Raw genomic sequence first — 26,545 nt, forward strand, 5'->3', positions numbered from 1 at the left:
GGTGGCGCGGGGCCTATCGCCTGGGAGACGCATGGGCCTGCGACGATTCGTGATCGATGCCTGGTCGTGGTTGAACTACAAGCCGGTGATGGCCGATGCCAGTCGTCCGGGCAGCCGCGCCTTCCCGGAGCTGGCCAAGACGTGGATGCCGCCGCATGAGCTGCGGCGGCCGGCCGCGTACAAGGTGCTGGCGTCGTACGACAACAACCAGGCCGGACAGCTCGCGGCGGCCGGGGATGACGCGGGTGCGCTGGAGCGTCGAGAGCTGGGCGACGCGGCGAACCTGGTGGACACCGCGCTCGGCTATCTGCTGGGCTCGGAGCAGAAGGTCGCGGTCGAGGGCGCGGAGCACGCCGACGAGGAGACGCCGACGCCCGGTGCGGCGGAGGCCGTCGCCGTGCAGGAACGGCTACGGAAGTGGGCGGACAAGGAACTGCTGACGTTCCGGGTCCAGCAGGCGGAGCGGGCGGCGGTGTTGCTCGGGGACAGCGTGATGGTCCTGGCGTGGAATCCGGAGAAGCAGCGGCCCACGCTCCGGGTCTACGATCCAGGTTTCATCTTTCCGCAGCGGGACGACGCCGAGGACGAGGACTTCCCGGGCAAGGTGCACTTGGCGTGGGAGCTGCCGGCGGACGACGATGCCGGGTTGAAGGCTCGGGTGCGCCGGGTCACGTACGAACTGGGGCCAATCTCCGTGAGTGGCGAGGACGATGCGGATGGCGACGGCTCGACGAGGGCGCGGACGTATCCGTGGGAGCCGGGCCGGGCGTCCAACACGACGTGCTACCTCACGGACGGCGAGTGGCTGCTGGAAGACCTGAAGAACGGCGAGACGCTGGACCGGCTGCCGATGAACAAGGCGAGTTTCCGGGTACGGCGGGACGGTACGGAGCTGAACCGGCTGGACCTGATGATCGACTTCCTGCCGGTGGTGCACATCGCGAACACGATCCCGGACGGCGGTGAGTACTGGGGCCGGTCGGTGCTCGCGCGGGTTTTGCAGGCGCTCGACGAACTCGCGGCCACGGACTCCGACAGTTCGGCGGCGTCCGCGACGACGGGCACGCCGATCATCGGGCTCGCGGGGGCGCGGCTGCCGGTGGACCGCGCGACGGGCACGCCGCAGGAGCTCCAGGTGAAGGCCGGGGCGGTGTGGCAACTCGGTGAGGCAGGGCGGATGGACGCGTTGGACACGTCGCCGCAGTTGGCCGAACTGCGCGCCCGGGTCGGTCACCTGCTGGAGCGGATCGCGGCGAACAGCCGAGTGACGGCGGCTGGACTGGGGATGCTGGACGCCACAGAGGTGCCGTCCGGGTACGCGCTGAAGCTGGCGCTGGGGCCGCTGGGTGCGTTGATCGGCATGATGCGGCTCGCCAGGGAGCATAAGTACCGGCTGCTGTTCAAGATGGTGCAGCGGCTGTACCAGGCCGGCCGGGCGGAGGGCTGGACGGCTGGGGAGACGCTGCCCGCGCGGCTGTCGTGGGCGCCGCACACACCGACCGACCGGGGCGCGGTGCTGGAAGAGGTCGTCAAGGCGTACGGGGCAGGGGTGCTGTCCCTGGAGACTGCGGTGGCGATGCTGCTGGAGGCCGGATACCCGGTCAAGGACGCTTCGCAGGAGGTGGCGCGAATCCGGGCGAAGGCCGAGCAGGAGGCCGCCGCGCGGATGGCGGAAGCCGCTGCCCGGCGTGGGCGTGAGGATGACGACGAGGAGCAGCAAGACGACGGGCCGGGCGTGGCTGGTGCGAAGGAGCAGGAGCGAGAGCCGGTGGCGGCAGGCCGGTGACGCGGCTCCCAGGGTGCCGTGAGCGGGGGCAGTGCCAGATGGTGCGCATCAACTCGATCTGGAGCCTGCTGACGTGCTCGCGGTACTCGGCGTGGTGGGGGGCTAGCCAGCTGCGGACCGGGACGTCGGTCTCCGATCCTTTAATGAAGGCTGGTGGCGTTAAAGGATCGCGGGCCCAATGACACACAAAACACACCCTGATCCGCGCGGATCATTTAAGCTCGGGGTGCAAGCTATAAGAGTCATCCGCCCGCCAACGGCTGACTCACTGGAGCCTCGCCCGCCACGAGCTCCGGTTCTCGTCGCCCAGCACATCAGGAAGCCTCAACGCGCTTAGCGGAGCCCTGCTCCGCAGCGCGGAGCAGGGCTCGCTGGGACGTGGCCCTTCAACGGCCGGCGACCACGACGTTACGACCGTCGTGGTCGCCGGCTAGGCCAACGCGTCGAACACCCAGATCGCTGCTTCCTCGACGATGTCCACCGCCTTGGTGGCGAAAGCCGATACGAACGCAGCAAGAACGATCAGGGCCAGATCGCGCCGACCGAGTCTGCGGGCCAGTTCCCGTAAGTGCCTCAACGCTTGCCACCTCCTCATCGCCCCGGACCCGTTGTCCGGGGACAGGGTGGTGGAAGTGGCGCCTTTCTGGCACGAGCAAGATTACGCGCGATACACACGCGACGTGGCCGGTTCGTGGAAATCGTGCCCCGGCGACAGAGCGAAGGGTCGGACGGTCTGACTAGGCTGATCGGAAGCGCGGGGGCGCGCACTGGAGGAATGAATGGTCCCGCCCCTGCCGCCTCGCCATCCTGTCGGTTCCCGCAGCGACGGGCGGCCGATCTTCCCGATTCTCGGCGCCAGGATCAGCAGGTCACAGTCACCCAGGACCGGTTGGGGAAGATGCTCACCCGGGAGAAGGCGCAGGGCGAACGAGCTGCGATGAAGCGGCTGTTGTCGACGCTCGGGTTCGACAACCCGAAGGCTTTGGCGGAGTTCGTCTCCACGCAGAGAGAGGCCGAGCGGGCCGCGCTGTCTGAGGTGGAGCGCCGCGAACAGGTAGCCCAGGAGCGGGAGTTGCAGGCAGCGCGACGGGAGGAGCCGGCTGCCGAACGTGAGCGGGCTGCGCTCCGGCGGGCCGCGCTCGTGGCGCTCGGCCGGGCTGGAGATGGCCAAGCTTCGGGGCCTGATCCCGCAGTTCAGCGATACAGCAGCCCAGTAATCCGGGTCCAGACCTTGGGGGACCACGCCCCCTCAACGTCGTGGACGGCATCGCCTCCGTGGGCGGTGTGCGGAGTATGACCGCAGCGTCCATGGAGACACCCACATGTCCATCCAGCCCGTTTCGAGTCCTCACGCGGTGGACGCGCGCGAACGAGCGGCGCACCACACCAATGGCCGACACATCGTCAGAATCCCGGGCGTGTCGCGCCCTCCACGGCAGGCGCGTTGACAGACCCGGGCCCCGGTGACTGTAATGGTCCGCGTGCCGCGTGGTACTGGCCGAAGAGAAGTGGGCGGGCCGGTCGCCATGGAGGCACCTTCACCGAGGGACGACGCCATGAGTTCATACTCAGCACTCCGCGCCTGACGCGTTCGACGCGGCGCCTCCGCGCATCGTCCCTTGTCCTTCGCGGTGCCGGGCACCGTCGTACACATCGCTGTTCTTCTCCGGACGAGGGTCCGCGCGCGGCCACCGCGCGTCGTGCGCCGTAGCGCGCGTACATCACGGTCATCCACCATCACCGCGTTCACCGCGGGACCTCACACTTCTCTGGAGAGACGACACCCGTATGCCCGCATCCTTCAACCAGACGATCATCGACGAGTTCCGGGCCAACGGAGGGAAGGTCGGCGGCCCCTTCGAGGGCGGCGATCTCCTTCTGCTCACCACCACCGGCGCCAAGTCGGGGGCGGAGCACACCGTTCCGCTCGGCTGGGTCCGCGACGGTGAGCTGCTGCTGATCGTCGGATCCGCGGGAGGCGCGCCGCGTCATCCCGCCTGGTACCACAATCTGCTGGCCCATCCCCAGGTACGGGTGGAGATCGGCACCGAGACGCTCGAACTGATCGCCGTCCCCGCCGAGGGGGAGCGGCGCGACCGGCTGTTCGAGCGGGTTGTGAGCGTGGCGCCCGGATACGCCGACTATCAGGCCGCCACCAGCAGGATCCTGCCCGTCGTGGTGCTTGAGCCCTCGGGGGCCGAGGAGGCGGAGGAGCCCGGTGAGATCGGCAATCTCGCCGACAAGCTGGTGCAGGTCCATGGCTGGCTGCGCGCGCAGCTGCGCCATATACGGGCCGAGACCGACGCCCACTTCGCCGCGCGAGCGGCCCACGAGGGCTCCGGTGAACCACCGGCCCCGGGCATCGGTCTCCAGCTCAGACAGCACTGTCTGGCCTTCTGCCAGTTTCTGACGTTCCACCACACCGGCGAGGACGCGTACTTCTTCCCGGCGCTGGCGGACCGTCAGCCGCGGCTGCGCGACGCCCTCGAACGGCTCGGCGAGGAGCACCGTACGCTCGCGCGCGTCACGGACGCCCTGCTCGCTCTGCTCGCCGACCTCACCACCGCCGACCCCGAACGCTTCCGCGCGGAGCTGGCCCGGTTGTCGGAGGAGCTGGTGGCGCATCTCGACTACGAGGAGGAGGCGCTTCTCCCCGCCCTGAGCGAGATCCCGTGGCCGCCCGGGCCGCCGGTGTCCGAACCGGCCGGGGGCGGAGCGAGCTGACGGACAGTCGGGAGCTCAGTTCAGGGTGTGAGTTCCCGACTGCCCAAGGGCCTCGTCGGCGTGGCCCTGACGAGCCGCCACTTTCTGGGGAGGCGAACGGCGGCGCGTGGGCCGCGAGCCCTGGGGCGGGAGCGGGCCGCTCAGAGGGCCCGCGGTGTTCCCCCGGCGGGCCGGCGGCGGACTCCCATCGCACCCCCGTGCCATCCGTCCGCCGCACGCCGACGCGTCTCTGAGCGGCCTTGCTTCCCAGTTCATCAGACCGGCTGGGCACCAGCAGGGCGTGAACGGGGCGGATTACGGGGGCCGGTAGTGGCATGTCTCCCCGTCACTTACGCCACCGCTCACGCCCCCGCCGCTCACGTCCCGCCCTTCACTCCGTCGGATCTTCCGTACCCTCGCCCGTGTACTCCGCCAGCATCCTGACCACCAGCCCGGCGGGGGCCAGTCCTCGGGCGATCAGATGGATGTCCCACTCCGCGCCGCGCGCGAGCTCCGCGTCGACCGCCGCCCACACCGCGCGCACGCTCTGCTCGTACGGCAGCCCGCCCCGGCCGGAGCCGAGCAGCGGGAAGCACACGGACCGCAGCGGGGGATCGAACCGCTCGTGTTCCTCCGCGAGCACCGCCAGGGCGCGGGCCACCGCGCGGGTGATATCGGCGGGCAGTACGTCGTAGTCGTTGGTCCCGGCCCGGGGTACGGCGACGGCCGCGTGGTAGACGCGGCGTACGCCCTGGTCGGCGAGGGCGCCCGAGCCGGTGACGGCCACCGTGCCGGGCAGTACCGGGCGGCCGGAGGTGCCCCGGGCGGTGGCCCAGTCGCGCAGTTCCTCGTGGATCGGGTCGCCGAGCAGCTCGCCCGTCAGCCCGCGCAGCGCGCCGGCCCGGCGCAGGGAGGCGGCCACGGAGGACTTGTACGCCTCGGGCAGTGCCAGATACGTGTTGACGGGGGACACCACCACATCCACGTCACGCAGCAGATCCACCGGGTGGACATGGAGGGTGACCGGTACGGTCCTGCCCTGTGCCCGGACGGAGAGGAGCCGGTGGGTACGGGCACTCACGGCGGGATCGGCGAGATCGGCGGGATCTGCCGGATCGGCGTGATCGTCGTGGGCCGCGTCGCCGGCCGCCGGAACCCGCTCGGCGACGGCCGCCCGCGCCAGACTGCCCACCTGCTCGGCGACCTGGTCGAGCACCACCGCCTCCTGCTCCTTGCGGAAGCGCTCGACGCTGACCCCGTACAGCTCGGCCGCGCGCCGTCTGCGGTCGGCGCCCGGCCAGTCACGGGTGCCCGGTGTCAGACCCAGGGTGTATTCGGCGGCCTCCTGGAGGGTGCCGCCGCCGAGCCGTGACACCGCCAGCCGCAGCAGCCACTCGACCGACTGCGACTGTGACCGGGCGGGGACCTCGGCCCGCCGGTCGTCGGCGGGGGCGAGCGCGAAGGCGATCCGGGCCAGCGACGGCACCTCCAGCCTGCGCAGCCGCACGATCCCGCCGCGCCGAACTGTCTTTATCTCCTCAAGGATTGAGGCATGGTCCGGGACAGGAGTGAGCGGCATGGCCGCAACGATGGCACCGGGCGGCCCGCGCCCACAAGCGGCGCACCGGCGCAGCGTCCGCGGGCCGCCGGGGAAGGCGCGGACGGGACGCTCGTATGATGCCCCCTCACGGGCACCGCACAGGTGTACGGACTGCCCCGGACCGCCACCGACCGGCATCCGCCCCCCGATCCGACCAGCCAGGGAGCACCGTGCCCGCCACCACGCCCCGCGTCCTCTATGTCACCGACCTCGCCTATGAGGCCAAGGGACGCAGATACTGCGATGAGGACATCCAGCTGTCGTCCCGGCTGCGGCGGGACTTCGCCGTGGCGCTGAGCCATCCTCTCGACGCCGGGCGCCTGATGGGGTCCTTCGACGCGGTCCTGGTCCGCAACAGCGGGCCCGTACTGCACTACCAGGAGGAGTACGACGCCTTCCGCGATCTGGCGCGGGCGACCGGGATCCCGGTCTACAACCCGCTGACCGGACGGGCCGACATGGCCGGCAAGCGGTATCTGGTGGAGCTGACCACGGCCGGGTACCCGGTCATTCCGACCGTGGACCGCCCCGAGGACCTCGCCCGGCTGCCGCGGGCCGAGACGTATGTCGTCAAGCCGAAGGCGGGCGCGGACTCGATCGGCATGGAGTTCATCGGCGCGGACCGGCTCGCGGACGTCTCCTTCGGCGGGGTCCTGGTGCAGCCGCGGATACCGTTCCGCTACGAGGTCTCGTTCTACTTCATCGACCGCGACTTCCAGTACGCCCTGTACGCGCCCGACCCCGAGCGGCGCTGGGAACTCACGCCGTACGAGGCCGGGCCCGCGGATCTGGCGTTCGCGCGGCGCTTCATCGAGTGGAACGCGCTGGACCACGGGATCCAGCGGGTGGACGCCTGCCGCGCACCCGACGGGGAACTGCTGCTCGTCGAGTTGGAGGACCTCAATCCGTATCTGTCCCTGGAGTCGGTGCGGGACGCGACCCGCGAGGCGTTCGCGACACGGCTGACGGCCTCGCTGCGGGACCTGCTGCGCTGAGACGCCGCGGCCGGGCGCATGGCCGGAGGAATGTCAGCGGGGTGCCTCCCAGGTCAGCGTCGTCGTCCGGCCGCCGTCCTCGCGCAGACCGTTGTCCGTGACGACCAGCCGTACCCCGGTGCGTCCGTCGGTCAGCAGCGCCATCGCGTCGACCTCCACCGCGATCGCCGTCACCCCGTCGCGCCGGTGCGCGGCGGCGAGCGCGCCACGCAGTTCGGCCAGCAGACTCCGGCCCGCCGGCTCGCCCACGAGCGTGTCCACCGGTCCCGTGAAACGCACGGACGGCCGGAATCCCAGCACGGCCGCCGCGCCGTCCGACTCGCGCAGCACCATCCCGCGCACGCTCGTCGGACTCTCGGCCGGCGGCTGCTGGAGCGCGAAGATCGTGGTCCTGACCTCCTGGATCGTGGAGTCGAGTTCGTCCACGGCCCGGCCGAGCAGCTCGTCCAGATCCGTCGAGGTCGCGCGCCGACGGGTCGACTCCAGCATCATCTCCGTGGCGAAGAGCCGCTGCACGACCAGATCGTGCAGATCGCGGGCGATCCGGTCACGGTCCTCGAAGACGGCCAGCTGCTCCCGGTCGTGCTGCGCGTCCGCGAGCACCAGCGCGAGCGCGGCCTGCGAGGCGAACTGGGTGGCCAGCAGCCGGTCCACCGCGCGGTACGGGCGGCCACCGCGCCGGCGCGGCAGCGCGAGGGTGCCGATCAGCTTGCCGCCGGCCTGGAGCGGCAGCATCATGCTCGGCCCGAAGCGCATCCGTACATGCGTGGTCATCCGGGGATCGGTCGACGAGTCCTCGATGAACACCGGCTCACCGCCGAAGAGTTGGACGAGTACGGGGGAGCCGGGCTCGATGGTGGTGCCGACGATGCCGGCCGGATCGCCGATCGTGGACGTGGCGACGATCTCCATCCCGCCCTCCTCGGTCGGCTGGAGCACGACGCCCGCGTACGCGTCGGCGAGCACCCGGGCCGACTCGGCCACCGTGATCAGCGCGTCGGAGGCGTTCTCGCCGGTCAGCAGCGCGGTGGTGACGGCAGCCGCCCCCTCGATCCAGCGCTCGCGCTGCCGGGCCGTCCCGTACAGCCGGGCGTTGCCGATCGCGAGCGCCGCCTGGGAGGCGAAGACGCGCAGCAGGCTCTCGTCCTGCTCGGTGAAGGAGCCGGTCCGCTTCTCCGTCAGATAGAGATTGCCGAGGACCGCGGTCTCCAGCTGGAGCGGTACGCCGAGGAAGGAGCGCATCCGGGGGTGGCCGGGCGGCACCCCGGCGGACCGGGGGTCGGCCGTCAGATCGTCCAGCCGCAGCGGCCTCGGGTCCTCGATGAGGAGCCCGAGCAGGCCGGTGTGTCCATCGGGGAGCCGTCCGATCCGCTGCCGGTCGGCATCGCTCATCCCCGCCGTGAACAGCTCGGTGAGTCCGCCGCGCTCGGGGTCGAGGACACCGAGCGCGCCGTACCGCGCGCCGGTCAGCTCGGCGGCGGTGTCGACGATGTGCTGGAGCGTGGCGCGCAGTTCGAGGTCGGTGCCGATACCGAGCACCGCTTCGAGCAGCGAGGGCGGCCGGGGCGTCGTCGCGTCGTCGTCGCCACGGCTCGTACCACCCTCGCCACGGCGCGCGCGGTCACCGTGGCGCTCGCCGTCGCCCGCTTCGCTCATCGCCCCGTCGAACCGTCGTACCGGTCCCGTCGCGCTCTCAGTGGGTGTCGGCGGCCAGCGGGTTCAGGACCATCGGTTCGATCTTGCCCTCCAGCATCGCCCCGAGCCCGAGCACCGCGCAGATGTCGGGGCGCTCCGCGATGGCGACCGGCATGCCCGTCGCGTCCCGCAGCATCTGGTCCAGGCCCGGGAGCAGCGCGCTGCCGCCGACCATCATGATCCCCCGGTCGCCGAGGTCGGCCACCAGATCGGGCGGGCAGTCGCGCAGCACCTTGCCGATGCCGTCGAGGACGGCGGTCAGCGGGGTGTAGATGGCCTCGCGTACGGCGGCGGTGTCCACCATCACCGAACGGGCGACCCCGGTGGCCACGTCCCGGCCGTGGATCTCGGTCTTGCTGGGCCCGCCTTCGGTGAGCCCGTTGTTGCTGAGCGCCAGTTGCAACGGGCGTACGGACTGGCTGGGCAGCATCAGTTCATGCTGGTGGCGCAGGTGCTGGATCACCGCGTGGTCGATGGCGTTGCCGCCGACCGGGATCCGTACGGCCGTGACGATCGAGCCGAGCGACAACACCGCGACCTGCGTGGTCGCCGCGCCGCACACCATGATCATGGTGGCGGTGGGCTGCTCCACGGGCAGTCCGCAGCCGACGGCGGCGGCGATCAGCGTGTCCACCAGCTCGACCCGGCGCGCGCCGAGCCCGACCAGGGTCTCGACGGCGGCGCGCTGGGCGAGCGGATCGCTGTCGTGCGGGGTGGAGGCGGCGGCGCGCAGCCAGGGCTTGCGGCGCAGCTGACGGCGGAGCTTGTCGCCCAGCAGATGCCGCAGCATGCGCTGCGCCATCTCGATGTCGACGACGGTGCCGCCGGTGACGGGACGGACGACGCGGATGTAGTCGGGGGTACGGCCGGTCATCTGCTCGGCGAGGGCGCCGACGGCGATGAGCGCGCCGGTACGGGTGTTGACGGCGGCCGCGCTCGGCTCATCGACGACGAGCCCGGCCCCCTTCACAAAGACCCGGGTCCGGGCGGCCCCCAGGTCGACGGCGATATGGCAACGTCGCAACTGCTCAAGACTGACGGTCACGGCAGGTTCTCCCGAGAGCGCTGAGGTGGTTCACCGGCGGCCGCCGGCCCTGTTCGCATAGTGCGGCGCCGGGGCACGCGCCGCGCGCTGGGGTACGCCAGACGGGCGTTCGGATTTGACGGCCTGCCAGGAGGAATGACGGGGAACCGGCGGATCGTACGGACGGTCAATCGGACCAGCGTTGCAGCAGTCCCCAGGTGAATTCCGCGACGCGGGCACGGCCGTCGGGTGGGGTGAAGGCCAGCCGCATCCTGGTCGGGGCGGTGCCCTCCATCGGCCGGGCGGGCGGGAAGGCCCGCGCGACCTCGTCCACCGTGCAGCACCACGGTCGCAGATCGTCGGCCGTACGCAGCTCGGGGCCGGCCGACCCCGGAGCGCGGACCAGCCATTCGTTCCATACGGCCCCGCCGGGCGCCACCATCACCTCGAAGCGCAGCTCGGGCCAGAGCGGGACGGGCCACAGCAGGGCGTCGCACTCCAGATCGCCGATCACGCGCCGGGAGGTACGCTCCGGCTCGCCGAGTACGGAGCGGTAGCGGGACAGCGAGCCGCGCGCCCGGGGCGAGCGCACCATCGCCTGCCAGCGGCGGTTGGCCTCCCGCATGCCGGCCAGGGACACGCCGAGCTCGCGGCGGGCCTCATCGACCAGCTCCGGTTGATGATCGGCCATCCTGCGCAGCAGGACGAGCTGGAAGTCGAGCGGCCCGAACGGCCCGGTGGAGGTCATCACGCCATCCTCCCGCGTCTCCGTGGGCCGGCCCCCAACCGGGCAGACACGCGCAGACATGGGCAGACATGCCATGCACGCGCCACTTCACACACGATCCTCACAACCTCGCCATGCCAGCCCTACCACCGGCCGCATAATCTGCGGGGCGCCATGGACTACTGCCCACAGTGTCGTCGGCACCTCAACGGCGCACTGATCTGCGCAGGATGCGGGACCCCCGCCGAGGAGCTGCGGCAGCATCAGCCTGTCCACCCCGGGTCGCACCACAGCCGCCACCCGGGCGGGGACGACAGGGACAACGAAAGTCACGGAGAGTACGACGCCGGGGCCGTGAGTGACTACGGGCTCGTCGGCCACGACCGCCCCGACGACACCGTGCCGCGCCGTGACTCCTCGCGCCGCAAGGGCTCGTACCGTCGAGCCGGGCGGAGCAAGGGCGCGGCCGGCAAGGCTTCGCGCCGTACCGGACCACGCCGGGCACGCAGCAGGCGGGGCCGCAGGTTTCTGATCGTCGCGCTCGGTGTGATCCTCGCGGCCGGTGCGCTGTCGCTGGCCGAGCTGGCCAGGGAATCGTCCCGCGACAACCAGGCCACCTCCGTCAAGGAGGAGACGCCCGTCGAGTTCGAGGGCGGCCCGCAGGACACGGAGGGCCCCGCCGAGCCCGGCGACCCCGGCGGATCCGCGACGCCGGTGCCGGCGTCCGGGATCAGTGCCGGCGGGGATGCGACTCCGGACGGCGGCGGTCCGAGCGCGTCGGGGCGTACCGACGCACCGCCGTCGGCCTCCATCACGCCGGAGACCGGGGAGACGGTCACGGACGGGCCGGAGTCGCCGGAAACCGACGACCCGGAGTCCGGCACGTCCGGGCCCGCCGAGCCGACGGACGAGCCCACGTCGGACGGCCCGACCTCGGCGAACCCGCCGCCACCGCCGCCGCCCGCGCCCTCTCCCACGCCGTCCGAGACCTGCACCTGGTGGCTCTTCATCTGCGTGTGACGCGTCCGACGGCTCTTCGGTGGCGCGTGTCCCAAGCACGCGCTCTAGAGTGCGCTTTCGCCCAGCATTCTCTTGAGCAGATCGCGTAGCGTCCCGCGCTCCTCGTCGGAGAGCGCGGCGAGCGGTTCGCGCGCGAAGTCCAGTGAGTCGCGCAGCCGCGTCGCGGTCTCTCTTCCCTCCTCCGTGGGCGCGGCGAGTTTCACCCGGCGGTCGGCCGGGTCGGGCCGGCGCTCCACCAGGCCGCGCGCTTCGAGCCGGTCCACGATGCCGGTGACATTGGACGGCTCGCACTTCAGCTTCCGCGCGATCCCGCGCATGGGCAGGGGTTCCAGGGACAGCAGCCCCAGGACGCGCGCCTGCGCGCCGGTGAGGGAGTGCCGGGCCGCGGCCTGCTCGTATTCCGCGTAGTAGCGCGCCACGACCGTGCCGATGAGTTCGACGACCTCAAGGGTGAGCGGGTCTCTTCGCGGAGTGGCCATGGGCATCAGGGTACTCCGTTGCTTGACAACATGAAATATTCAGGGGCATTGTTATTTCAGGTGGTGAAGCTTTTTCTCGGTTCCCTGACCTGGTACCCATGGCTCACCGTCACAGAACTGTCTGAGGAGGCTCCGCACCATGACCGCACTTCCCGAGTCCGGCCGCGCCTGGTTTCTCGTCGCACGCCCCCACGGCTGGCCCGAGCCCGGCGATGTCGCTCTGCGCGACGTGCCCGTGACCGAGCCGGGTGAGGGCCGGATCCTGGTCCGCAACCTCCACTTCTCGGTCGACCCGTATATGCGGGGCCGGATGAACGACGTGAAGTCGTACGTACCCCCGTACCAGCTGGACAAGCCGATGGACGGCGCCGCCGTCGGCGAGGTCATCGCCTCGCGCGCCGAGGGGTTCGCGGTCGGTGACCATGTCGTGCACGGGCTCGGCTGGCGTGAGTACGCCGAATTCCCGGCCGAGTACGGCACCAAGGTCGATGCCTCGCTCGCCCCGCTCTCCGCGTACCTCGGTGTGCTGGGCGCGACCGGACTCACCGCCTACGCGGGCCTGTTCGAGTCCGCCTCCTTCAAGGAGGGCGACGCCGTCTTCGTCTCCGGCGCCGCCGGCGCCGTCGGCAGCCAGGTCGGCCAGCTGGCCAGGATCAAGGGCGCCTCGCGGGTGATCGGTTCGGCGGGCTCCGACGAGAAGGTCAGGCTCCTCACCGAGGAGTACGGCTTCGACGTGGCCTTCAACTACAAGAAGGGCCCTGTCAGGGACCAGCTCAAGGCGGCGGCGCCCGACGGCATCGACGTCTACTTCGACAACGTCGGCGGCGACCACCTCGAAGCGGCGCTCTCCACGCTCAACCTCCATGGCCGCGTCACGCTGTGCGGTGCGATCGCGCAGTACAACGCCACCGACCCGACGCCGGGCCCGCGCAATCTGGCCCTGGCCATCGGGAAGCGGCTGCGTCTTCAGGGCATGCTCGTCTCCGACCACTACGGTCTGCGCCCGCGGTTCGTCGAGGATGTCGCGGGCTGGCTCGCCTCGGGCGAGCTGAAGTACCACGAGACCTCGGTCGAGGGCATCGAGAACGGTTTCGACGCCTTCCTCGGCGTACTCCGCGGTGAGAACACCGGAAAGATGATCGTCACGCTCAACAGCGAGACGCACTAGGCTCGTCCCAGGCCGCCGCGGTCCGTGGGCGCGAGTCGCGGCGTACAACAGGAGGAACTCACCGTATGACCATCCAGAAGCTCGATGTCCTCTACACCGCCGTCGCCACCGCGGAGAACGGCCGTGACGGCCGTGTCTCCAGTGATGACGGTCAGCTCGATGTCGTCGTCAACCCGCCCAAGTCACTGGGTGGCAGCGGCGCCGGCACCAACCCGGAGCAGCTCTTCGCCGCCGGGTACAGCGCCTGCTTCCAGGGCGCGCTCGGTGTGGTCGCCCGTCAGGAGAAGGCCGATATCTCCGGCTCGACGGTGACGGCCAAGGTCGGATTCGGCAAGCTTGAGGCCGGCGGTTTCGGTCTTGAGGTCGAGTTGGTGGCCTCCATCCCGAATGTGGACGAGGCGACCGCCAAGGATCTGCTGGAGAAGGCGCACCAGGTGTGCCCGTACTCCAACGCCACGCGCGGCAATATCAAGGTGGAGCTCTCCGTCGCCTGACGGACCGCCTGACGCGTTGTCCGTCGGCTGAGGGCCGTACCCGTGACCGGGGTGCGGCCCTCAGTCATGTCCGGCCGAGTCGGGTCCGCTTGCGTATCGGCGTATCGGCGCCTCGGTGTCTCGTTGCCTCGTGGCCGTTTCCGACCGTTGACGCGGAAGCGCTTCGACTCTAGCTTCCCGTTCGAGGTCGTGACCGAAGTTCGGCATGGCGAACGTCCCCAACTCCCGTGCGCCCCACCCCCCTCGACGCCGTAAGGAGAATCCGCGTGAGCCGCACCTCTCGCAGAACCACGCTCCTCCTGGCCCTGTCGCTCGCTGTCCTCGCCGCCTTCACCGCGTTCGTGCCCCCGCCCGCCGGGGCCGCCACGTCCCGGAACGGCGCCGGTCCCTGGATCCAGTACTACGACGGCGACTACTACCTGGTCACGACGGTCCGGTCGGCGGAGCTGACCATGCGCAAGTCGCCCACGCCGACCGGGCTTTCGACCGCGCCGAGCGTGCGGGTCTGGACGGACTCCACCGCCTCGCGCTGCTGCAACATGGGGGCGCCCCGGCTCCATTTCCGCGACGGCCACTGGTATCTGTCCTATGTGGCCGGCCAGGCCGTCGAGGACTACCACAGGACCCAGCGCTCGCACGTACTGAAGAGCGTCGGCACCGACCCCATGGGCCCGTACACCTACCGGGACCAACTCGACGACGACCGGCTGCCGCGCGCCGCCCCGCCTCTGCCGGGCGCCGCGCTCGCCGGGGCCTCCCGTGCGCGCGCGGCCACCCCGACCGCGTACACACTCGTGAACCGGAGCAGTGGCAAGTGCCTCGAAGTGGAGGGTGGTTCGAGCGCCGACGGCGCGAATGTCCTCCAGTGGGCCTGCCACGGCGGTGCCCGTCAGCGCTGGCGTGTCGAGGACCTCGGCGATGACACCAGCCGGCTGGTCAACGCCGCCAGTGGGAAGGTCCTGGACACGGCGGCCTGTTCCGTCGCGGACGGGGCCGATCTGCGCCAGTGGTCCTGGCTCGACACCATCTGCCAGGCCTTCCGTCTCGTCGTCACCGACCAGGGCGGCTGGGTGCGGCTCGTCGGCGCCCGCAGCGGCAAGGTCGCGGACGTCGCCGGCTGCTCGACGGCGGACGGTGCCGATGTACGGCAGTGGCCCTGGCTGGGCAGTACCTGCCAGCAGTGGCGGCTGCGCCCGGTCTGACAGTGCCGAGGGGGCCGCCCCCGCGTCTCGCGGGAACGGCCCCCGGGGCGGTGCCGGGCGGTCCCGGCGGCCCCTGGCGTCACATCAGCATCGGGTGAACGTCACGAGACTCAGCCGGCCGCCCCCAGCAGGGCTCTGCCGACCTGCGAGAACAGCCCCTTCGGGTGATCGCGGAACAGCGCCTCCGTACCGAACAGCACCACGGACCCGCCCTTCGCGGACGTACCGCTGACGACCGAGGCCCGGCCCGCCGCGTCCGAGGGGCCGCCCGTACCGTCGTCCTTCGCACGCCAGTGGCCGGACACCAGCGGGCTGCCGGTGCCGTACGACTGCTCGACCCGCACCCCGCGACCGAGGTCGGTGAACCACAGCGGCGAGTAGACGAAGGTGTGCGCCGGGGCGCCGCCCGTGATCGGGCCGCCCGCGTTGGTCACCCGCACCACACCGTTCGCGTCGCCGTTGCCCGCGACCGGCTTGACGGCGAGCAGACCCGCGGCGGCGTTGAAGGCCGCCCCCGTCGAACCGAGCGTGACCACACCCCCGCCACCGGCGAGGAAGCCGTCCAGGGCCGAGCGCGCGGCCGGATTGAGCGCGCCGTACTGGAGGCCGGAGGAGACGTACAGGACATCCGCCTTCGACCAGTCGAAGCCCGCGTTCAGCGTCGCGGTCGACACCGGCAGCACCTCGAAGCCCATCTCCCGCAGGGCGAACTGCTCGCCGGACGTCACCGCCGCCGCGACACGCGTCCGGGCCACCGTTCCGGAGCCCTTCTCCTTGGTGGCGGTGAAGGCGACGCCGTAACGGTCCGCGAGGACGCCCGCCTGACGACGCGCCGAGGCCGGCACGATCGCCGAACCGTCCGCCGCCCGCCGTACCTTCACGCCCTGTGCGAGCAGAGAGTTGAGGGCGGCCAGCTCCTTGGGGTCGTCCAGGCGCAGCCGCAGATCGCCCTGACCCGTCACCGCCCCGGTCGGGGACGCGGCCTGGACCGGACGCGTCGGGATGTGCAGCCCGCCGCCGGCCTTCTGGACCTTGTCGACGCTCGCGCCCCACAGCAGCCCGAGGCTCCACCCCGAGATGTCGTACATCGTGGAGACGTCCGCGCTGATGTCCCGGCCCTCGTCGAGGATCACATTGGCGATCCCGCGCTTGGCCTGGTGCATGTCGACGACATACGAGCCCGCCGGATACGAACGTCCCGCCAGCCGGAAGCCGGTACGGGCGCGCTCCACCCGTACGTCATTGGCGACCAGATGGTCCACCAGCCGGGCCGCCGCGGTCGCCGAGCGCTGTCCGGCACCGGCCGGGATCACATACGCCCGGGGGAAGGAGGTGGTGTACACATCCTCCGGTCCGATGCCCGGCACGCCCGGCACGGTCTCCTCGGACACCGGCCGCTGCGCCTCGCCCGCCGCTCCCCGCCGGAACGTCTCGATCTGGTCGGCGATCACCGACGTACGGTGGTCGAGCGTGTAGTCGAGGGTCGCGCGCATCACCGCGCCCGCGATGTCGGTGTTGATCGCGGAACGCCGGCGCAACTCCTCCACCGGCAGGCTGTTGTAGTCGTTGTTGTTGACGCGCATCGGGAACTCGACGGTGTGCGAGGCCACCGCGCCCTGGAACGCCATGTACTGCGGGGTGAAGATCGGCGGCCAGTCGTCCCAGCCCTCCTGCTGGTCGCGGAAGGGGATGACGGGCGGTTCGACCCCGTCCTCGCCGGGGGTGTAGCCGAGATCGTTCACCGCCTTCTCCATGCCGAGGGCGTTGGCGTAGCTGTTCTTGAGGAACAGGTCGTACTCGTAGTTCTCGCCGTGCGGCGGCGTCGTCGGCTCGATCAGCGTGCCGTTGACATAGCCGTGCAGATCGAGCATGACGGCGGGCTGCTTGTCGACGGCGATCCGGCGGATGGCCCCCGACTCGGGCTGCGAGGCGGTGATGAAGTCCCGGTTGAGATCGAAGCCGTTGCCGTTGGCGCGGGTCCCGGCGATCCGGCCGTCGGGGTTGGCGGTCACATTGAGATAGATCCGGTTCTTGGCGAGCAGGCCGGCCGTTCTGCCGTCCTTCGCCTTCGCCAGTTCCTCGATGAGCTTCAGGGCGGCGTCGGTGCCCTCCCACTCGTTGCCATGGATGTTGTTGTTGATGAAGACCGGGGTCTTGTACGACGACGTGATACGGCGGTCCTTGGCCGCCGCCGCCGGGGCGTCCTCGATCAGCTCGCGCATCCGCTCCTGCTCGCGGGACTCGCGGGAGCTCTCGGGCGCGGTGACGGTGACGAGATACAGCTCATGGCCGGCCGCGGACCGGCCCGCCACCTCGACGCTCACGCGGTCGCTCAGCTTCTGGAGCGCGTTGAGCCGGGGAGCGAGCGAGTGGTACGGGGCCAGGCCCAGCTTGATCGACTTGTCGGCCGGGTTCTCCGGCGGCGCGTCGAGGACCGTACGCCGGGGGTAGCCGCCGTCCTTGCGCAGTGCGGGAGGCGCGGACGTACCGAGGGTGCCGGTGGTCTTCTGGAGCGCGGCGGCGGTGGTGTCGGGGCCGCCGCTCTCCCTGACGGGGTGCGGGCGCCGGGTGTCCGGGCCCGGGGCGGCGGTCGCGGGGAGCGGGGCGACCAGCAGGGCGCCGGCGAGAGCGCTGACAGCGGTGGTGAGCAGGACGGGTCTGGGTATCCCCATACGTCTGTTCCTCCGGGTCTTCGGAAGTGACGGCAAAGTCAGAGGCGATCCAAGCGGAGCCGATCAGAAATGATCGGTGGCGATCGACGTTGATCGGTACGCAGGGTCTACCGGTTACTCACGCGAACATCAAGGGGGGTTCATGCGCAGCCGGTAGGCTGCCCCCATGCATGATCTCGGCGCCGGCTTCGGCTACTTGATGAAAGGCCAGCGCTGGGTCGCGGGCCACGGCCGCTGGTTCGGCTTCGGACTGCTGCCCGGTTTGGTCACTCTGGTCCTGTATGTGGGCGCACTGGTCGGCCTCGGCTACGGCGCCGACAATCTGACGGCCTGGGCCACCCCCTTCGCGGACGACTGGTCCTCGCCCTGGCTCGGTCTCTTCCGGGGCTCGCTGACCGTGCTGGTCTTCGCGCTCGGGCTGTTCCTCGCGGTGATCACGTTCACCGCCGTGACGCTGCTGGTCGGCCAGCCCTTCTACGAATCGCTCTCGGAGGAGGTCGACCGGGCGGAGGGCGGCGAGGTCCCGGAGTCGGGGCTGTCGCTCTGGCGCGAGCTGTGGATCTCCGCCCGCGACAGTCTGCGGATCCTGGTGAGGGTGGCGCTGTACGGCGTACTGCTCTTCGCGCTCGGATTCATTCCCGTCGTCGGGCAGACGGTCATTCCCGTGCTCGGCTTCTGTGTTTCCGGCTTCTTCCTGGCGGAGGAGCTGACGGCGGTGGCGCTCCAGCGTCGCGGCGTCGAGCTGAAGGAGCGCCTGCGGCTGCTCCGGGGCCGCCGGATGCTCACCCTCGGCTTCGGCGTCCCGCTCACGCTCGCCTTCCTCGTCCCGTTCGTGGCGGTCTTCCTGATGCCGGGCGCGGTGGCGGGGGCGACCCTGATGGTGCGCGAGCTGACGGCCCCGCCGGAGGACGCCTCCGACGACGACGCCACGACCGGCGGACAGGGCACGCGGAGGCCGGGCGTACCGCTCGCCATGGACAAGTAGCCTCGCCGTGGACACGTAGCGGCGACTGGATCCCTTCCGACCGCGCCGTCCGATCCGGAGTCGTATGCCCCACCGGACCGGACGGCGCCGTGCGTTCCGCGTCTGACGCGATACAGGCCGATCAGGAGGCTTCGGCGGCCACCGTGACGATCGTCCGCAGCTGCGCGATGATGTCCAGCCGGTTCCGTACGAACTCCGCGTCCGTCACGGACCCCGTCGCCGGGTCGGTGTTCCCCGCCCCGAACTGGAGCACCGGCGTGTGCACATGGCCGCCCGGAATGTCCTGCCCCAGCCGGTCGCGGAGCAGTGTCGCGCGGTAGGCGATCTCATTGGACAGATAGTCCCCGCCGCCCCCGGCGCGGGCCGCCGAACCGGGCGTCGGTCCGTCCGGCCGTACCACCGGCGCGGTCCCGCCCACCGGGATCTCGGTCACCGAGGTGTTGTCGTAGACCGGGAAGCGGCCGGTGTCCGCCGCCACGATCGAGCGGTACGGCAGGCTGGTCGTCGTCCACTGCGGCTGCGAGGCCGGATCGGTCACCGGTACGAGCCCGGTCTCCGAGATGTTCTCGTTGTCCCCGAACCCGCCGCGCCAGGCGCCGTTGAAGCGCTCGACATCGATCCGGCCGACCCGGCCCTGGCTGACCGTGGTGAAGAGATCGGCCTGGGACAGCGGCCCGCGCAGGGCCTGTTCGACGGTGCCGTCGGCGAAGTCCTCCCAGCGGACGGGGAAGACGGCGGTCTCGATACGCGCGGGCCCGTCGGCGGTCCTGATCACCGTGCCGTCCAGCGCCAGCGCCGTCGCCCCGGACGGATTGCTGATCCGGATGTCGCGGTCCAGGGTGAACGGGTCGAAGCCCGTCAGCACGATCCGCTTGACGCCCTTGGTCCCCTTCGCCCCCTTGATGCCGCCGTGTGCCGGGAAGTCCATGGAGTCCTGGCCGCGCGAGGAGCGCTCCAGCTTCCCCAGCAGCGCTGCCCGCCCGCTCTCGGAGAGACCGAACTCCGGCTGCCACTGCCGCAGTTCACGGGTGAGCGAGAGCCGTGCCCAGTACAGCGGCCGGTCGTCGTCCCGGCTCAGATCGCCGCGTGCGGGACCGCGCCCCTGCGCCCGGTCCACCGCCCGCTCCCACAGCCGCGCGCCGTTCCGTACGACGGCCCGCTCGGCCTCGGCGTACGAGTCCGCGCCGCGCAGCGACCGCGCGAAGTCCGGCGCCGCGGTGTCGAAGCCGCCGCGCCGCAGGATCTCCTGGGGTACGGCCCGGTCCAGTCGCTGTTCCTCGACGGTGAACGCGGTCGCGGTGGTGGCGGATCGGACGGCGGCGGGCTGAGCGGCGGCTGCGAGCGAGGGCGGTCCGGCGAGGGTGAGCGCGCTGGTGGTGAGAAGTACGAGCCCGAACAGCTCGGGGCGTACACGAAGGTGGCCCAGGGGCCTCATGAGTCTCACGGGAGTCCTTCCGTCGGGTGGCGGAAGTATCACCTCCGGGCGGGGCTGATGACCATGGGCCCGCGACACGCCCTACACCCGGCGACGATCGCTGTGCGACCATCCGGCGGAGACGGAGAGTCTTCGACGAGGAGGTACGGCTGTGGCAGACGCATCCGACACCCGGGCCGGTCAGATACGCGAGGCGGCCGTCGAGGCGGCGCTCGGCAAGCTGGAACTCACCGCCAAGGCGGGGCTGCTGGCCGGTCAGGACATGTGGTCCCTGCCCGCGCTCCCGGAGATCGGGCTGGCCTCCCTGGTGATGTCCGACGGTCCGATCGGGGTCCGCGGGGTGCGCTGGACGGCGAACGACCCGTCCATCGCCCTGCCGTCGCCGACCGCGCTCGCCGCCTCCTGGGATCCGGAACTGACCCGCCGGGCCGGCCGGCTGCTCGCCCAGGAGGCCCGCCGCAAGGGCGTGCACGTACTGCTCGCGCCGACCGTGAATCTGCACCGCTCACCGCTCGGGGGCCGCCACTTCGAGGCGTACAGCGAGGACCCGTACCTCACCGGCGAGATCGGCACCGCGTATGTGCGGGGCGTCCAGGACGGCGGGGTCGGTACGACGGTCAAGCACTTCGTCGCCAACGACGCCGAGACCGACCGCTTCACCGTCGACAACATCGTCGCCCCGCGCCCGCTGCGCGAGCTGTATCTCGCCCCGTTCGAGGCCATCGTCGCCAACGCCCACCCCTGGGGCATCATGGCCGCGTACAACCAGGTCAACGGCTCGACGATGACCGAGCACCGCTATCTCCAGAACGAGGTCCTGCGCGGCGAGTGGGGCTTCGACGGCGCGGTCGTCTCCGACTGGCTGGCGGCCCGCTCCACCGTCGGCGCCCTGCTCGGCGGGCTCGATGTCGCGATGCCCGGTCCGCGCACGGTCTACGGCGAGGCACTCGTCGCCGCCGTCCGCGCCGGTGAGGTGCCGGAGTCCGCCGTCGACGACGCCGTACGCAGGGTGCTGCTGCTCGCCGCCCGGGTCGGCATCCTCGACGGCGCCCCCGCGGCCGTCACCGACCCGCCCGCGCCGATCGACGGCGACGCCCTGGCCCGCGAGATCGCGCGCCGCTCCTTCGTCCTCGTACGCAACGAACCACGGACACACGGCGAGGACGGCGGCGGCCGGCCGGCTCCGGCCCTTCCGATCGATCCGGCGAGGACCGGCACGGTCGCGCTCAGCGGCGCCCCGGCCCGCGACGCCCGGGTGCTCGGCGGCGGCTCCGCGGTGGTCTTCCCCGACCATGTGGTCTCCCCGCTCGACGGACTCACGGCCGCCCTTCCCGATGGCTCCCTCAGCTACTCCCTCGGCGCCGACCCCAACGAGGAACTCGCCGACGCGGGCACCGGATTCGAGCTGACCGCCCTCTGCCGCGCGGCGGACGGACGGATTCTCGGGACCTCCACCGTCCCGGGCGGCCGGGTGCAGTGGGCCGGCGGCGATCTGCCCGACGGTGTCACCCACGAGGAGCTGCACACCGTCGAACTGACCGGCACCTTCACCCCGCGCGAGAGCGGCGAGCACACCTTCGGCACCCGCGGTCTCGGCGGCTTCGTCCTCACCGTGGGCGGCGAGGTCCTGTTCGACGGTACGGAGCGACTGGGCGCCGCCTCCGATCCGTTCGAGGCGTTCTTCGGCCGGCCGGTGGAGCGTGCCCGCGCGGAACTGACCGAGGGCGCGCGCGTCACGGTCTCGCTGCTGCACACCGTCCACAAGATCCCGGACGCCCCGATCAAGGCCGTCGCGTTCTCGCTGCTCCACCTCGGCCCGCGGCACGACCCCGACGAACTGATCGCCCAGGCCGTCGAGGCGGCCCGTACCGCGGGCACCGCCGTCGTGGTGGTCGCCACCACCGAACGCGTCGAGTCCGAGGGCTTCGACCGCGAGAACCTCAAGCTCCCCGGCCGCCAGGACGATCTCGTACGCGCGGTCGCCGCCGTCAACCCGAACACCGTCGTGGTCGTCAACACCGGCTCCCCGGTGGAGATGCCATGGCGCGAGGAGGTGGCGGCGGTACTGCTCAGCTGGTTCCCCGGCCAGGAGGGCGGCGCCGCGCTCGCCGACGTACTGCTCGGCTCGGCGGAGCCGGCCGGCCGGCTGCCCACCACCTGGCCGGTCGCGCTGGCGGACGTACCGGTCTCGGTGACCGCCCCGGCCGACGGCGAACTCCACTACAGCGAAGGCGTGTTCATCGGCTATCGGGCCTGGGAACGCGCGGGCGTGGCCCCCGCGTACCCGTTCGGCCACGGCCTCGGCTACACCGACTGGGAGTACGAGACGATCACGGCCACCACCGACGACGCGCGGGTACGGCTGCGCAACACCGGTGTCCGCGCGGGCCGCGAGGTCGTCCAGATCTATCTGGCCCCGATGGACGACACCGTGGAGCGCCCGGCCCACTGGCTGGCCGGCTTCGCGTCGGTCGAGGCAGGACCGGGCGAGACGGTCGAGGCGCGGATCCCGCTGCGGCGCAGGGCGTTCGAGATCTGGGACGAGGACTCCGGCTCCTGGTCGTTCGTCCCTGGTATGTACGAGGTCCAGGCGGGCAGGTCCGTCGCCGACCGCAGGCTGAACTCCGTGGTGGACGCTCGGGTGTAGCGAGCGGGACGTACGGGACGACGACGGCCCCGGGGCGGACCTGACACCGCCCCGGGGCCGTACCCGTACCCGTATCCGCGCCTCTTCTACCGGACGCCGAAGCCGAACGTCGTGGTCGAGACGAACACCTCACCCGGCCGCAGCACCGTGCTCGGGAACGCGGGCCGGTTCGGGGAGTCCGGGAAGTGCTGTGTCTCCAGGGCGATCCCGTCCCCCGGACCGTACGGCTCCCCGTCGAAGTGGTCGCCGGTGTAGAGCTGCATCCCGGGCTCCGTGGTGGTCACGGTCAGCACCCGGCCCGACACCGGATCGAACAACTCGGCCGCGGGACCGGTCCCGTCCAGCACGAAGTTGTGGTCGTAGCCGGAGCCCACCGGGCGCGGCTCGCGGAAGTCGAAGCGGGTGCCGTCGACCGGTGCCAGCTCCCCGGTCGGTACGGCGGTGCCGTCCACCGGCGTGATGTGTTCCGCCGCGATGCGCAGATGATGGCCGGTCGCGGTGCCACTGCCCGCGCCGCCCAGATTCCAGTAGGTGTGATTCGTCGGATTCACATGCGTCGGGGCGTCCGTCACCGCGCGGTAGTCGATCCGCAGCGCACCGTCCGCGTCCAGCGTGTACGTCGCCGAGATGTCCAGCCGTCCGGGGAAGCCCTCCTCTCCGTCGGGACTGATCCGCGACAGCCGTACCCCGTGGTCCCCGGCCGGCTCCGCGTCCCACACACGCCGGTCGAAGCCCCGCTCACCGCCGTGCAGACTGTTCGGCCCGTCGTTGGCGGCGAGCCGGTGTGTCCGGCCGTCGAGGGTGAAGGCCGCGCCCCTGATGCGGTTCGCGTACCGGCCCACCAGCGCCCCGAAGTAGGGCCCGCCCACGCCCAGATAGCCCGAGAGATCCGGGAAGCCGAGCGCCACATTGGCGACGGTGCCGTTCCGGTCGGGTATTTCGACCGACTGCACGATGCCGCCGTACGTCAGCAGACGTAGCCGGATACCGGCCCGTTCGAGGGTCCAGCGGTCGACGGGCGTACCCTCACCGGTCGCACCGACGCGCTCCGTATTCATGACAGTCACGAGGGAAAACCCTACGCGGGGGAGCAGCGGTTACGTGGGCGGCTTCACAGCCGTGACATTGCGGTACGCGATCTCCGCCAGCATGCTCTGCCCGTCCTTGCTGGGATGGAACCAGTCCCAGTGGCTCAACTGATCACCGGTGAACCGGAAGTCGAAGACCGCACCGCCGTCGTACCGGCAGCGCGGATCCTTCGCGCACACGTCCTTCAGCACGTCGTTGTACGCCACGACCCGCTCGTACACCATGTTCCGCCGGTCCTGCGCCTTCTTGCTCATGTCCTGCGAGTCCCCGAGCATCGTGGCGCAGATGCCCAGCTTCCAGATCTGCCGGCCCAGCGGATTGCCCCGGCCCGTCGACCAGAGCCGCTTCAGATCCGGCACGCTCGACACATACACCTGCGCCTTGGGCGCCCCGGCGCGCAACTGACGCATCGACGCCTCGAACGACTTACGGAAATCGGTGACCGGTGTCATCTGCCTCGCCGTGTCCTGGCAGGCGTCATTGGCGCCCACCATGATCGTGACCAGCTCGGGCTTGTTCTGCGCGGCCTGCGCCAGCTGGCCCGGCAGGTCGGACATCTTGGCGCCGGTCGCGGCGTGGTTCCAACTGCGCTCCTTCGCCGCCGGAGCGCCGAGCAGCCGCAGGGCGAGGCTGCGTACCTTGCTGTCCGTACCCGTCGACCAGGACACCTCCGGGCAGTCCGCGAGCACCACACACGCGTCGAAGCCACGGGTGATGGAGTCACCGACCGCCGCCACCGAGGCCGGGGCGCGGTTCCACAGGGGCGGGCGCGCGGAGGGGGCGGTGCGCTCGGCCTCCGTGCCGGACGGGGATCCGCCGAGGGCGGTGCAGCCGGCCAGCAGGCCGGTCACGGCCAGCGCCGTGGCGGTCGCGGCGGCCGTCCCGGCGCGGGACCGGCGCCCTCCGCGCCCCTCGCGGGCCGGGTGGCGATCCCCGTTCCGACCGCCGCTCCCGCTCCGGCTCCGAAGGCTCTTCGGCATCAGGGTCCTTCCCCTTGGCGTCCTCTTGGCATCCTTTTGAGAAGTCTGGCGTCTTCAGGCATCCCGGGGCATCCTGCCGAGTGAAAGCTTCGCGCATATCGGCCCCCGGACCGACCGTACGTCACCGCGGGCACCCCGCCGCACGGTAGTTTTTCCACGTCGAACCAGAGGTGTCCGTTCTCTTGGCTCCGGTAAATTACATCACGTCACATGCTGTCCCTTTTGCGGAGTTTCACTCCCGATGCTGTTTACTGAGGCCGCTGGGAAAGGCGAACCTCGTCCCACACTGGAGGTCCCGGTGACGACACGTGGAGTTCTGTACATTCACTCCGCACCACGCGCGATGTGCCCGCACATCGAATGGGCGGTGGCCGGAGTGCTCGGTCTGCGGGTCCAGCTCGACTGGATCCGGCAGCCGGCGTCGCCGGGCACCTGGAGAGCCGAGGTCTCCTGGAAGGGCCGGGCGGGTACCGCCTCCACCATCGCCTCCGCGCTGCGTGGCTGGCAGATGCTCCGCTTCGAGGTCACGGCGGAACCCTGCGCCACCGCCGAGGGCGAGCGCTACAGCGCCACGCCCGATCTGGGCATCTTCCACGCCGTCACCGGTATGCACGGCGACATCCTGATCCCCGAGGACCGGCTGCGCGCCGCGCTCGCGCGCTCCCAGCAGGGTGAGACGCAGCTGGAGGCGGAGGTCGCCAAGCTGCTCGGCAAGCCGTGGGACGACGAGCTGGAGCCGTTCCGCTACGCGGGCGAGGGCGCCCCGGTCCGCTGGTTGCACCAGGTCGTGTAAGTGGGCGGGGCCGTCCCGTCCTACCGTGGTCCCATGGCTGATCATCTCGCAGTAGCTGTCCTCGGCACCGGCATCATGGGCGCCGCGATGGCCCGTAATCTCTGCCGCACCGGACATGACGTCCGCGTCTGGAACCGCACCCCCGCCAAGGCCGAGGCGCTGGTCGCCGATGGCGCGCGGGCCTTCGCCACCCCCGCGGAGGCCGTCGCCGACGCGGATGTCGTCCTCACGATGGTGTACGACGGCCCCGCCGTGCTGGAGGCCGTGACGGCCGCAGGACCGGGTCTGCGGCCCGGCGCCATCTGGCTCCAGTCGACGACCGTGGGCGTCGAGGCCGTCCCCGCACTCGCCGATCTGGCCCGTCATCATGGGCTCGTCTTCGTCGACGCGCCCGTACTCGGCACGAAGGCGCCCGCCGAGAGCGGCGAGCTCCTGGTCCTGGCCGCGGGCCCCGAGGAGGCGCGCGCCCCGCTCGCGTCCGTACTCGACGCCGTCGGCAGCCGTACCGTCTGGCTGGGCGAGGACGGCTCCACCGGCGCGGCCAGCCGGCTGAAGCTCGTCTGCAACAGCTGGGTGCTCGCTCTCACCAACGGCACGGGCGAGGCGCTGGCCCTGGCCAAGGGGCTGGGCGTGGACCCGCGGTACTTCCTGGAGGCCATCTCCGGCGGCGCGCTGGACTGCGGCTATCTCCACGCCAAGGCCGCCGTCATCACGGAGGGCGACTACACCCCGAGTTTCTCGGTCGTCACGGCGGGCAAGGACGCCCGGCTGATCGTGGAGGCCGGGGCGTCGGTGGGCGTACGACTGGACGGGGCGGCGGCGTCCGCCGAGCGGTTCCGCCGGGCGGCGGCCCAGGGGCACGGCGACGAGGACATGGCGGCGATGTACTTCGCCAGCTTCGACGACTGAGGCGCCGCCCGGTCACCCCTCCTGCCCAACTCCCTTCCCTCGATGGGGTGATCGTCCGGCCGGTCCGGGCGTGTCGTCGTGCCCGGCTGCGACCCTTCGTCTAGGCCCTGTCCGGGGCGACTCCGTGTCAGGGAAGGGGCGG

The 26,545-nt window shown here is 71.2% G+C and carries 22 protein-coding genes; 12 read left to right on the forward strand and 10 right to left on the reverse strand.

Annotation, left to right across the window (positions count from 1 at the left end):
* Positions 1-31 precede the first annotated feature (31 nt).
* Positions 32-1,786, forward strand: a complete 1,755-nt coding sequence (locus tag AB0M67_RS13065) for a hypothetical protein (RefSeq protein ID WP_365745403.1) — start codon at positions 32-34, stop codon at positions 1,784-1,786.
* A 430-nt stretch (positions 1,787-2,216) separates the two neighbouring features.
* On the opposite strand, the gene AB0M67_RS13070 is transcribed toward AB0M67_RS13065, so the two are convergent.
* On the reverse strand, positions 2,217-2,363 hold the full coding sequence (locus tag AB0M67_RS13070; RefSeq protein WP_365745404.1) for a hypothetical protein: 147 nt from the start codon (positions 2,361-2,363) through the stop codon (positions 2,217-2,219).
* Positions 2,364-2,675: 312 nt separating this feature from the next.
* Between AB0M67_RS13070 and AB0M67_RS13075 the strand changes: the two genes are divergently transcribed.
* Both AB0M67_RS13075 and AB0M67_RS13080 read left to right on the forward strand, forming a co-directional pair.
* Positions 2,676-3,083, forward strand: a complete 408-nt coding sequence (locus AB0M67_RS13075) for a hypothetical protein (protein WP_365745405.1) — start codon at positions 2,676-2,678, stop codon at positions 3,081-3,083.
* Positions 3,084-3,574: 491 nt separating this feature from the next.
* Positions 3,575-4,510: a nitroreductase/quinone reductase family protein gene (locus AB0M67_RS13080; protein WP_365745406.1), complete on the forward strand. Its 936-nt coding sequence runs from the start codon at positions 3,575-3,577 to the stop codon at positions 4,508-4,510.
* Positions 4,511-4,880: 370 nt separating this feature from the next.
* Here the strand turns inward: AB0M67_RS13080 and AB0M67_RS13085 are convergent, their stop codons facing one another.
* The gene (locus AB0M67_RS13085; protein WP_365745407.1) at positions 4,881-6,068 is read right to left on the reverse strand and encodes a macro domain-containing protein; all 1,188 of its coding nucleotides are present in this window, start codon (positions 6,066-6,068) and stop codon (positions 4,881-4,883) included.
* A 191-nt stretch (positions 6,069-6,259) separates the two neighbouring features.
* Here AB0M67_RS13085 and AB0M67_RS13090 point away from each other — a divergent pair, with 191 nt between their 5' ends.
* Positions 6,260-7,084: a hypothetical protein gene (locus AB0M67_RS13090; RefSeq protein WP_365745408.1), complete on the forward strand. Its 825-nt coding sequence runs from the start codon at positions 6,260-6,262 to the stop codon at positions 7,082-7,084.
* Positions 7,085-7,117: 33 nt separating this feature from the next.
* Here AB0M67_RS13090 and AB0M67_RS13095 read toward each other — a convergent pair whose 3' ends face one another.
* From AB0M67_RS13095 to AB0M67_RS13105, 3 genes are all read right to left on the reverse strand, one after another.
* Complete coding sequence (locus AB0M67_RS13095; RefSeq protein WP_365745409.1) at positions 7,118-8,740, reverse strand: GAF domain-containing protein; 1,623 nt, start codon at positions 8,738-8,740, stop codon at positions 7,118-7,120.
* Between the two features lie 37 nt (positions 8,741-8,777).
* A complete protein-coding gene (locus AB0M67_RS13100; RefSeq protein ID WP_365745410.1) occupies positions 8,778-9,824 on the reverse strand; it encodes a rod shape-determining protein in 1,047 nt (348 codons plus the stop codon).
* A 166-nt stretch (positions 9,825-9,990) separates the two neighbouring features.
* Positions 9,991-10,551 carry a hypothetical protein gene (locus AB0M67_RS13105; RefSeq protein ID WP_365745411.1) on the reverse strand — a complete coding sequence of 187 codons (561 nt, stop codon included), beginning with the start codon at positions 10,549-10,551 and terminating at the stop codon, positions 9,991-9,993.
* Positions 10,552-10,884: 333 nt separating this feature from the next.
* On the opposite strand from AB0M67_RS13105, the gene AB0M67_RS13110 reads away from it, so the two are divergent.
* A complete protein-coding gene (locus AB0M67_RS13110; protein ID WP_365745412.1) occupies positions 10,885-11,550 on the forward strand; it encodes a hypothetical protein in 666 nt (221 codons plus the stop codon).
* 44 nt (positions 11,551-11,594) lie between these two features.
* Here AB0M67_RS13110 and AB0M67_RS13115 read toward each other — a convergent pair whose 3' ends face one another.
* Positions 11,595-12,029, reverse strand: a complete 435-nt coding sequence (locus tag AB0M67_RS13115) for a MarR family transcriptional regulator (RefSeq protein ID WP_365745413.1) — start codon at positions 12,027-12,029, stop codon at positions 11,595-11,597.
* A 139-nt stretch (positions 12,030-12,168) separates the two neighbouring features.
* Between AB0M67_RS13115 and AB0M67_RS13120 the strand changes: the two genes are divergently transcribed.
* From AB0M67_RS13120 to AB0M67_RS13130, 3 genes are all read left to right on the forward strand, one after another.
* Positions 12,169-13,197: an NADP-dependent oxidoreductase gene (locus AB0M67_RS13120; RefSeq protein ID WP_365745414.1), complete on the forward strand. Its 1,029-nt coding sequence runs from the start codon at positions 12,169-12,171 to the stop codon at positions 13,195-13,197.
* A 65-nt stretch (positions 13,198-13,262) separates the two neighbouring features.
* On the forward strand, positions 13,263-13,691 hold the full coding sequence (locus AB0M67_RS13125) for an organic hydroperoxide resistance protein (protein ID WP_365745415.1): 429 nt from the start codon (positions 13,263-13,265) through the stop codon (positions 13,689-13,691).
* Between the two features lie 266 nt (positions 13,692-13,957).
* Positions 13,958-14,893 (forward strand): RICIN domain-containing protein, encoded by a 936-nt coding sequence (locus tag AB0M67_RS13130; RefSeq protein ID WP_365745416.1) that lies wholly within the window; start codon positions 13,958-13,960, stop codon positions 14,891-14,893.
* Positions 14,894-15,003: 110 nt separating this feature from the next.
* On the opposite strand, the gene AB0M67_RS13135 is transcribed toward AB0M67_RS13130, so the two are convergent.
* Positions 15,004-17,565, reverse strand: a complete 2,562-nt coding sequence (locus tag AB0M67_RS13135; RefSeq protein ID WP_365745417.1) for a M14 family zinc carboxypeptidase — start codon at positions 17,563-17,565, stop codon at positions 15,004-15,006.
* 166 nt (positions 17,566-17,731) lie between these two features.
* Between AB0M67_RS13135 and AB0M67_RS13140 the strand changes: the two genes are divergently transcribed.
* Entirely contained in the window at positions 17,732-18,550 is an 819-nt protein-coding gene (locus tag AB0M67_RS13140) for an EI24 domain-containing protein (protein ID WP_365745418.1), read from the forward strand.
* A 121-nt stretch (positions 18,551-18,671) separates the two neighbouring features.
* Here AB0M67_RS13140 and AB0M67_RS13145 read toward each other — a convergent pair whose 3' ends face one another.
* Complete coding sequence (locus AB0M67_RS13145; protein ID WP_365745545.1) at positions 18,672-19,985, reverse strand: pyroglutamyl peptidase; 1,314 nt, start codon at positions 19,983-19,985, stop codon at positions 18,672-18,674.
* 151 nt (positions 19,986-20,136) lie between these two features.
* Between AB0M67_RS13145 and AB0M67_RS13150 the strand changes: the two genes are divergently transcribed.
* Positions 20,137-22,632, forward strand: a complete 2,496-nt coding sequence (locus AB0M67_RS13150) for a glycoside hydrolase family 3 C-terminal domain-containing protein (RefSeq protein WP_365745419.1) — start codon at positions 20,137-20,139, stop codon at positions 22,630-22,632.
* Positions 22,633-22,718: 86 nt separating this feature from the next.
* Here AB0M67_RS13150 and AB0M67_RS13155 read toward each other — a convergent pair whose 3' ends face one another.
* The gene (locus AB0M67_RS13155) at positions 22,719-23,690 is read right to left on the reverse strand and encodes an aldose epimerase family protein (RefSeq protein WP_365745546.1); all 972 of its coding nucleotides are present in this window, start codon (positions 23,688-23,690) and stop codon (positions 22,719-22,721) included.
* Positions 23,691-23,729: 39 nt separating this feature from the next.
* Complete coding sequence (locus tag AB0M67_RS13160) at positions 23,730-24,701, reverse strand: SGNH/GDSL hydrolase family protein (protein WP_365745420.1); 972 nt, start codon at positions 24,699-24,701, stop codon at positions 23,730-23,732.
* A gap of 298 nt (positions 24,702-24,999) precedes the next feature.
* On the opposite strand from AB0M67_RS13160, the gene AB0M67_RS13165 reads away from it, so the two are divergent.
* Both AB0M67_RS13165 and AB0M67_RS13170 read left to right on the forward strand, forming a co-directional pair.
* Positions 25,000-25,494 carry a DUF3145 domain-containing protein gene (locus AB0M67_RS13165; RefSeq protein WP_365745421.1) on the forward strand — a complete coding sequence of 165 codons (495 nt, stop codon included), beginning with the start codon at positions 25,000-25,002 and terminating at the stop codon, positions 25,492-25,494.
* Positions 25,495-25,527: 33 nt separating this feature from the next.
* Complete coding sequence (locus AB0M67_RS13170) at positions 25,528-26,403, forward strand: NAD(P)-dependent oxidoreductase (RefSeq protein WP_365745422.1); 876 nt, start codon at positions 25,528-25,530, stop codon at positions 26,401-26,403.
* Positions 26,404-26,545 lie beyond the last annotated feature (142 nt).

The sequence above is a fragment of the Streptomyces sp. NPDC051662 genome, from assembly GCF_040681655.1.
Classification (GTDB): domain Bacteria; phylum Actinomycetota; class Actinomycetes; order Streptomycetales; family Streptomycetaceae; genus Streptomyces.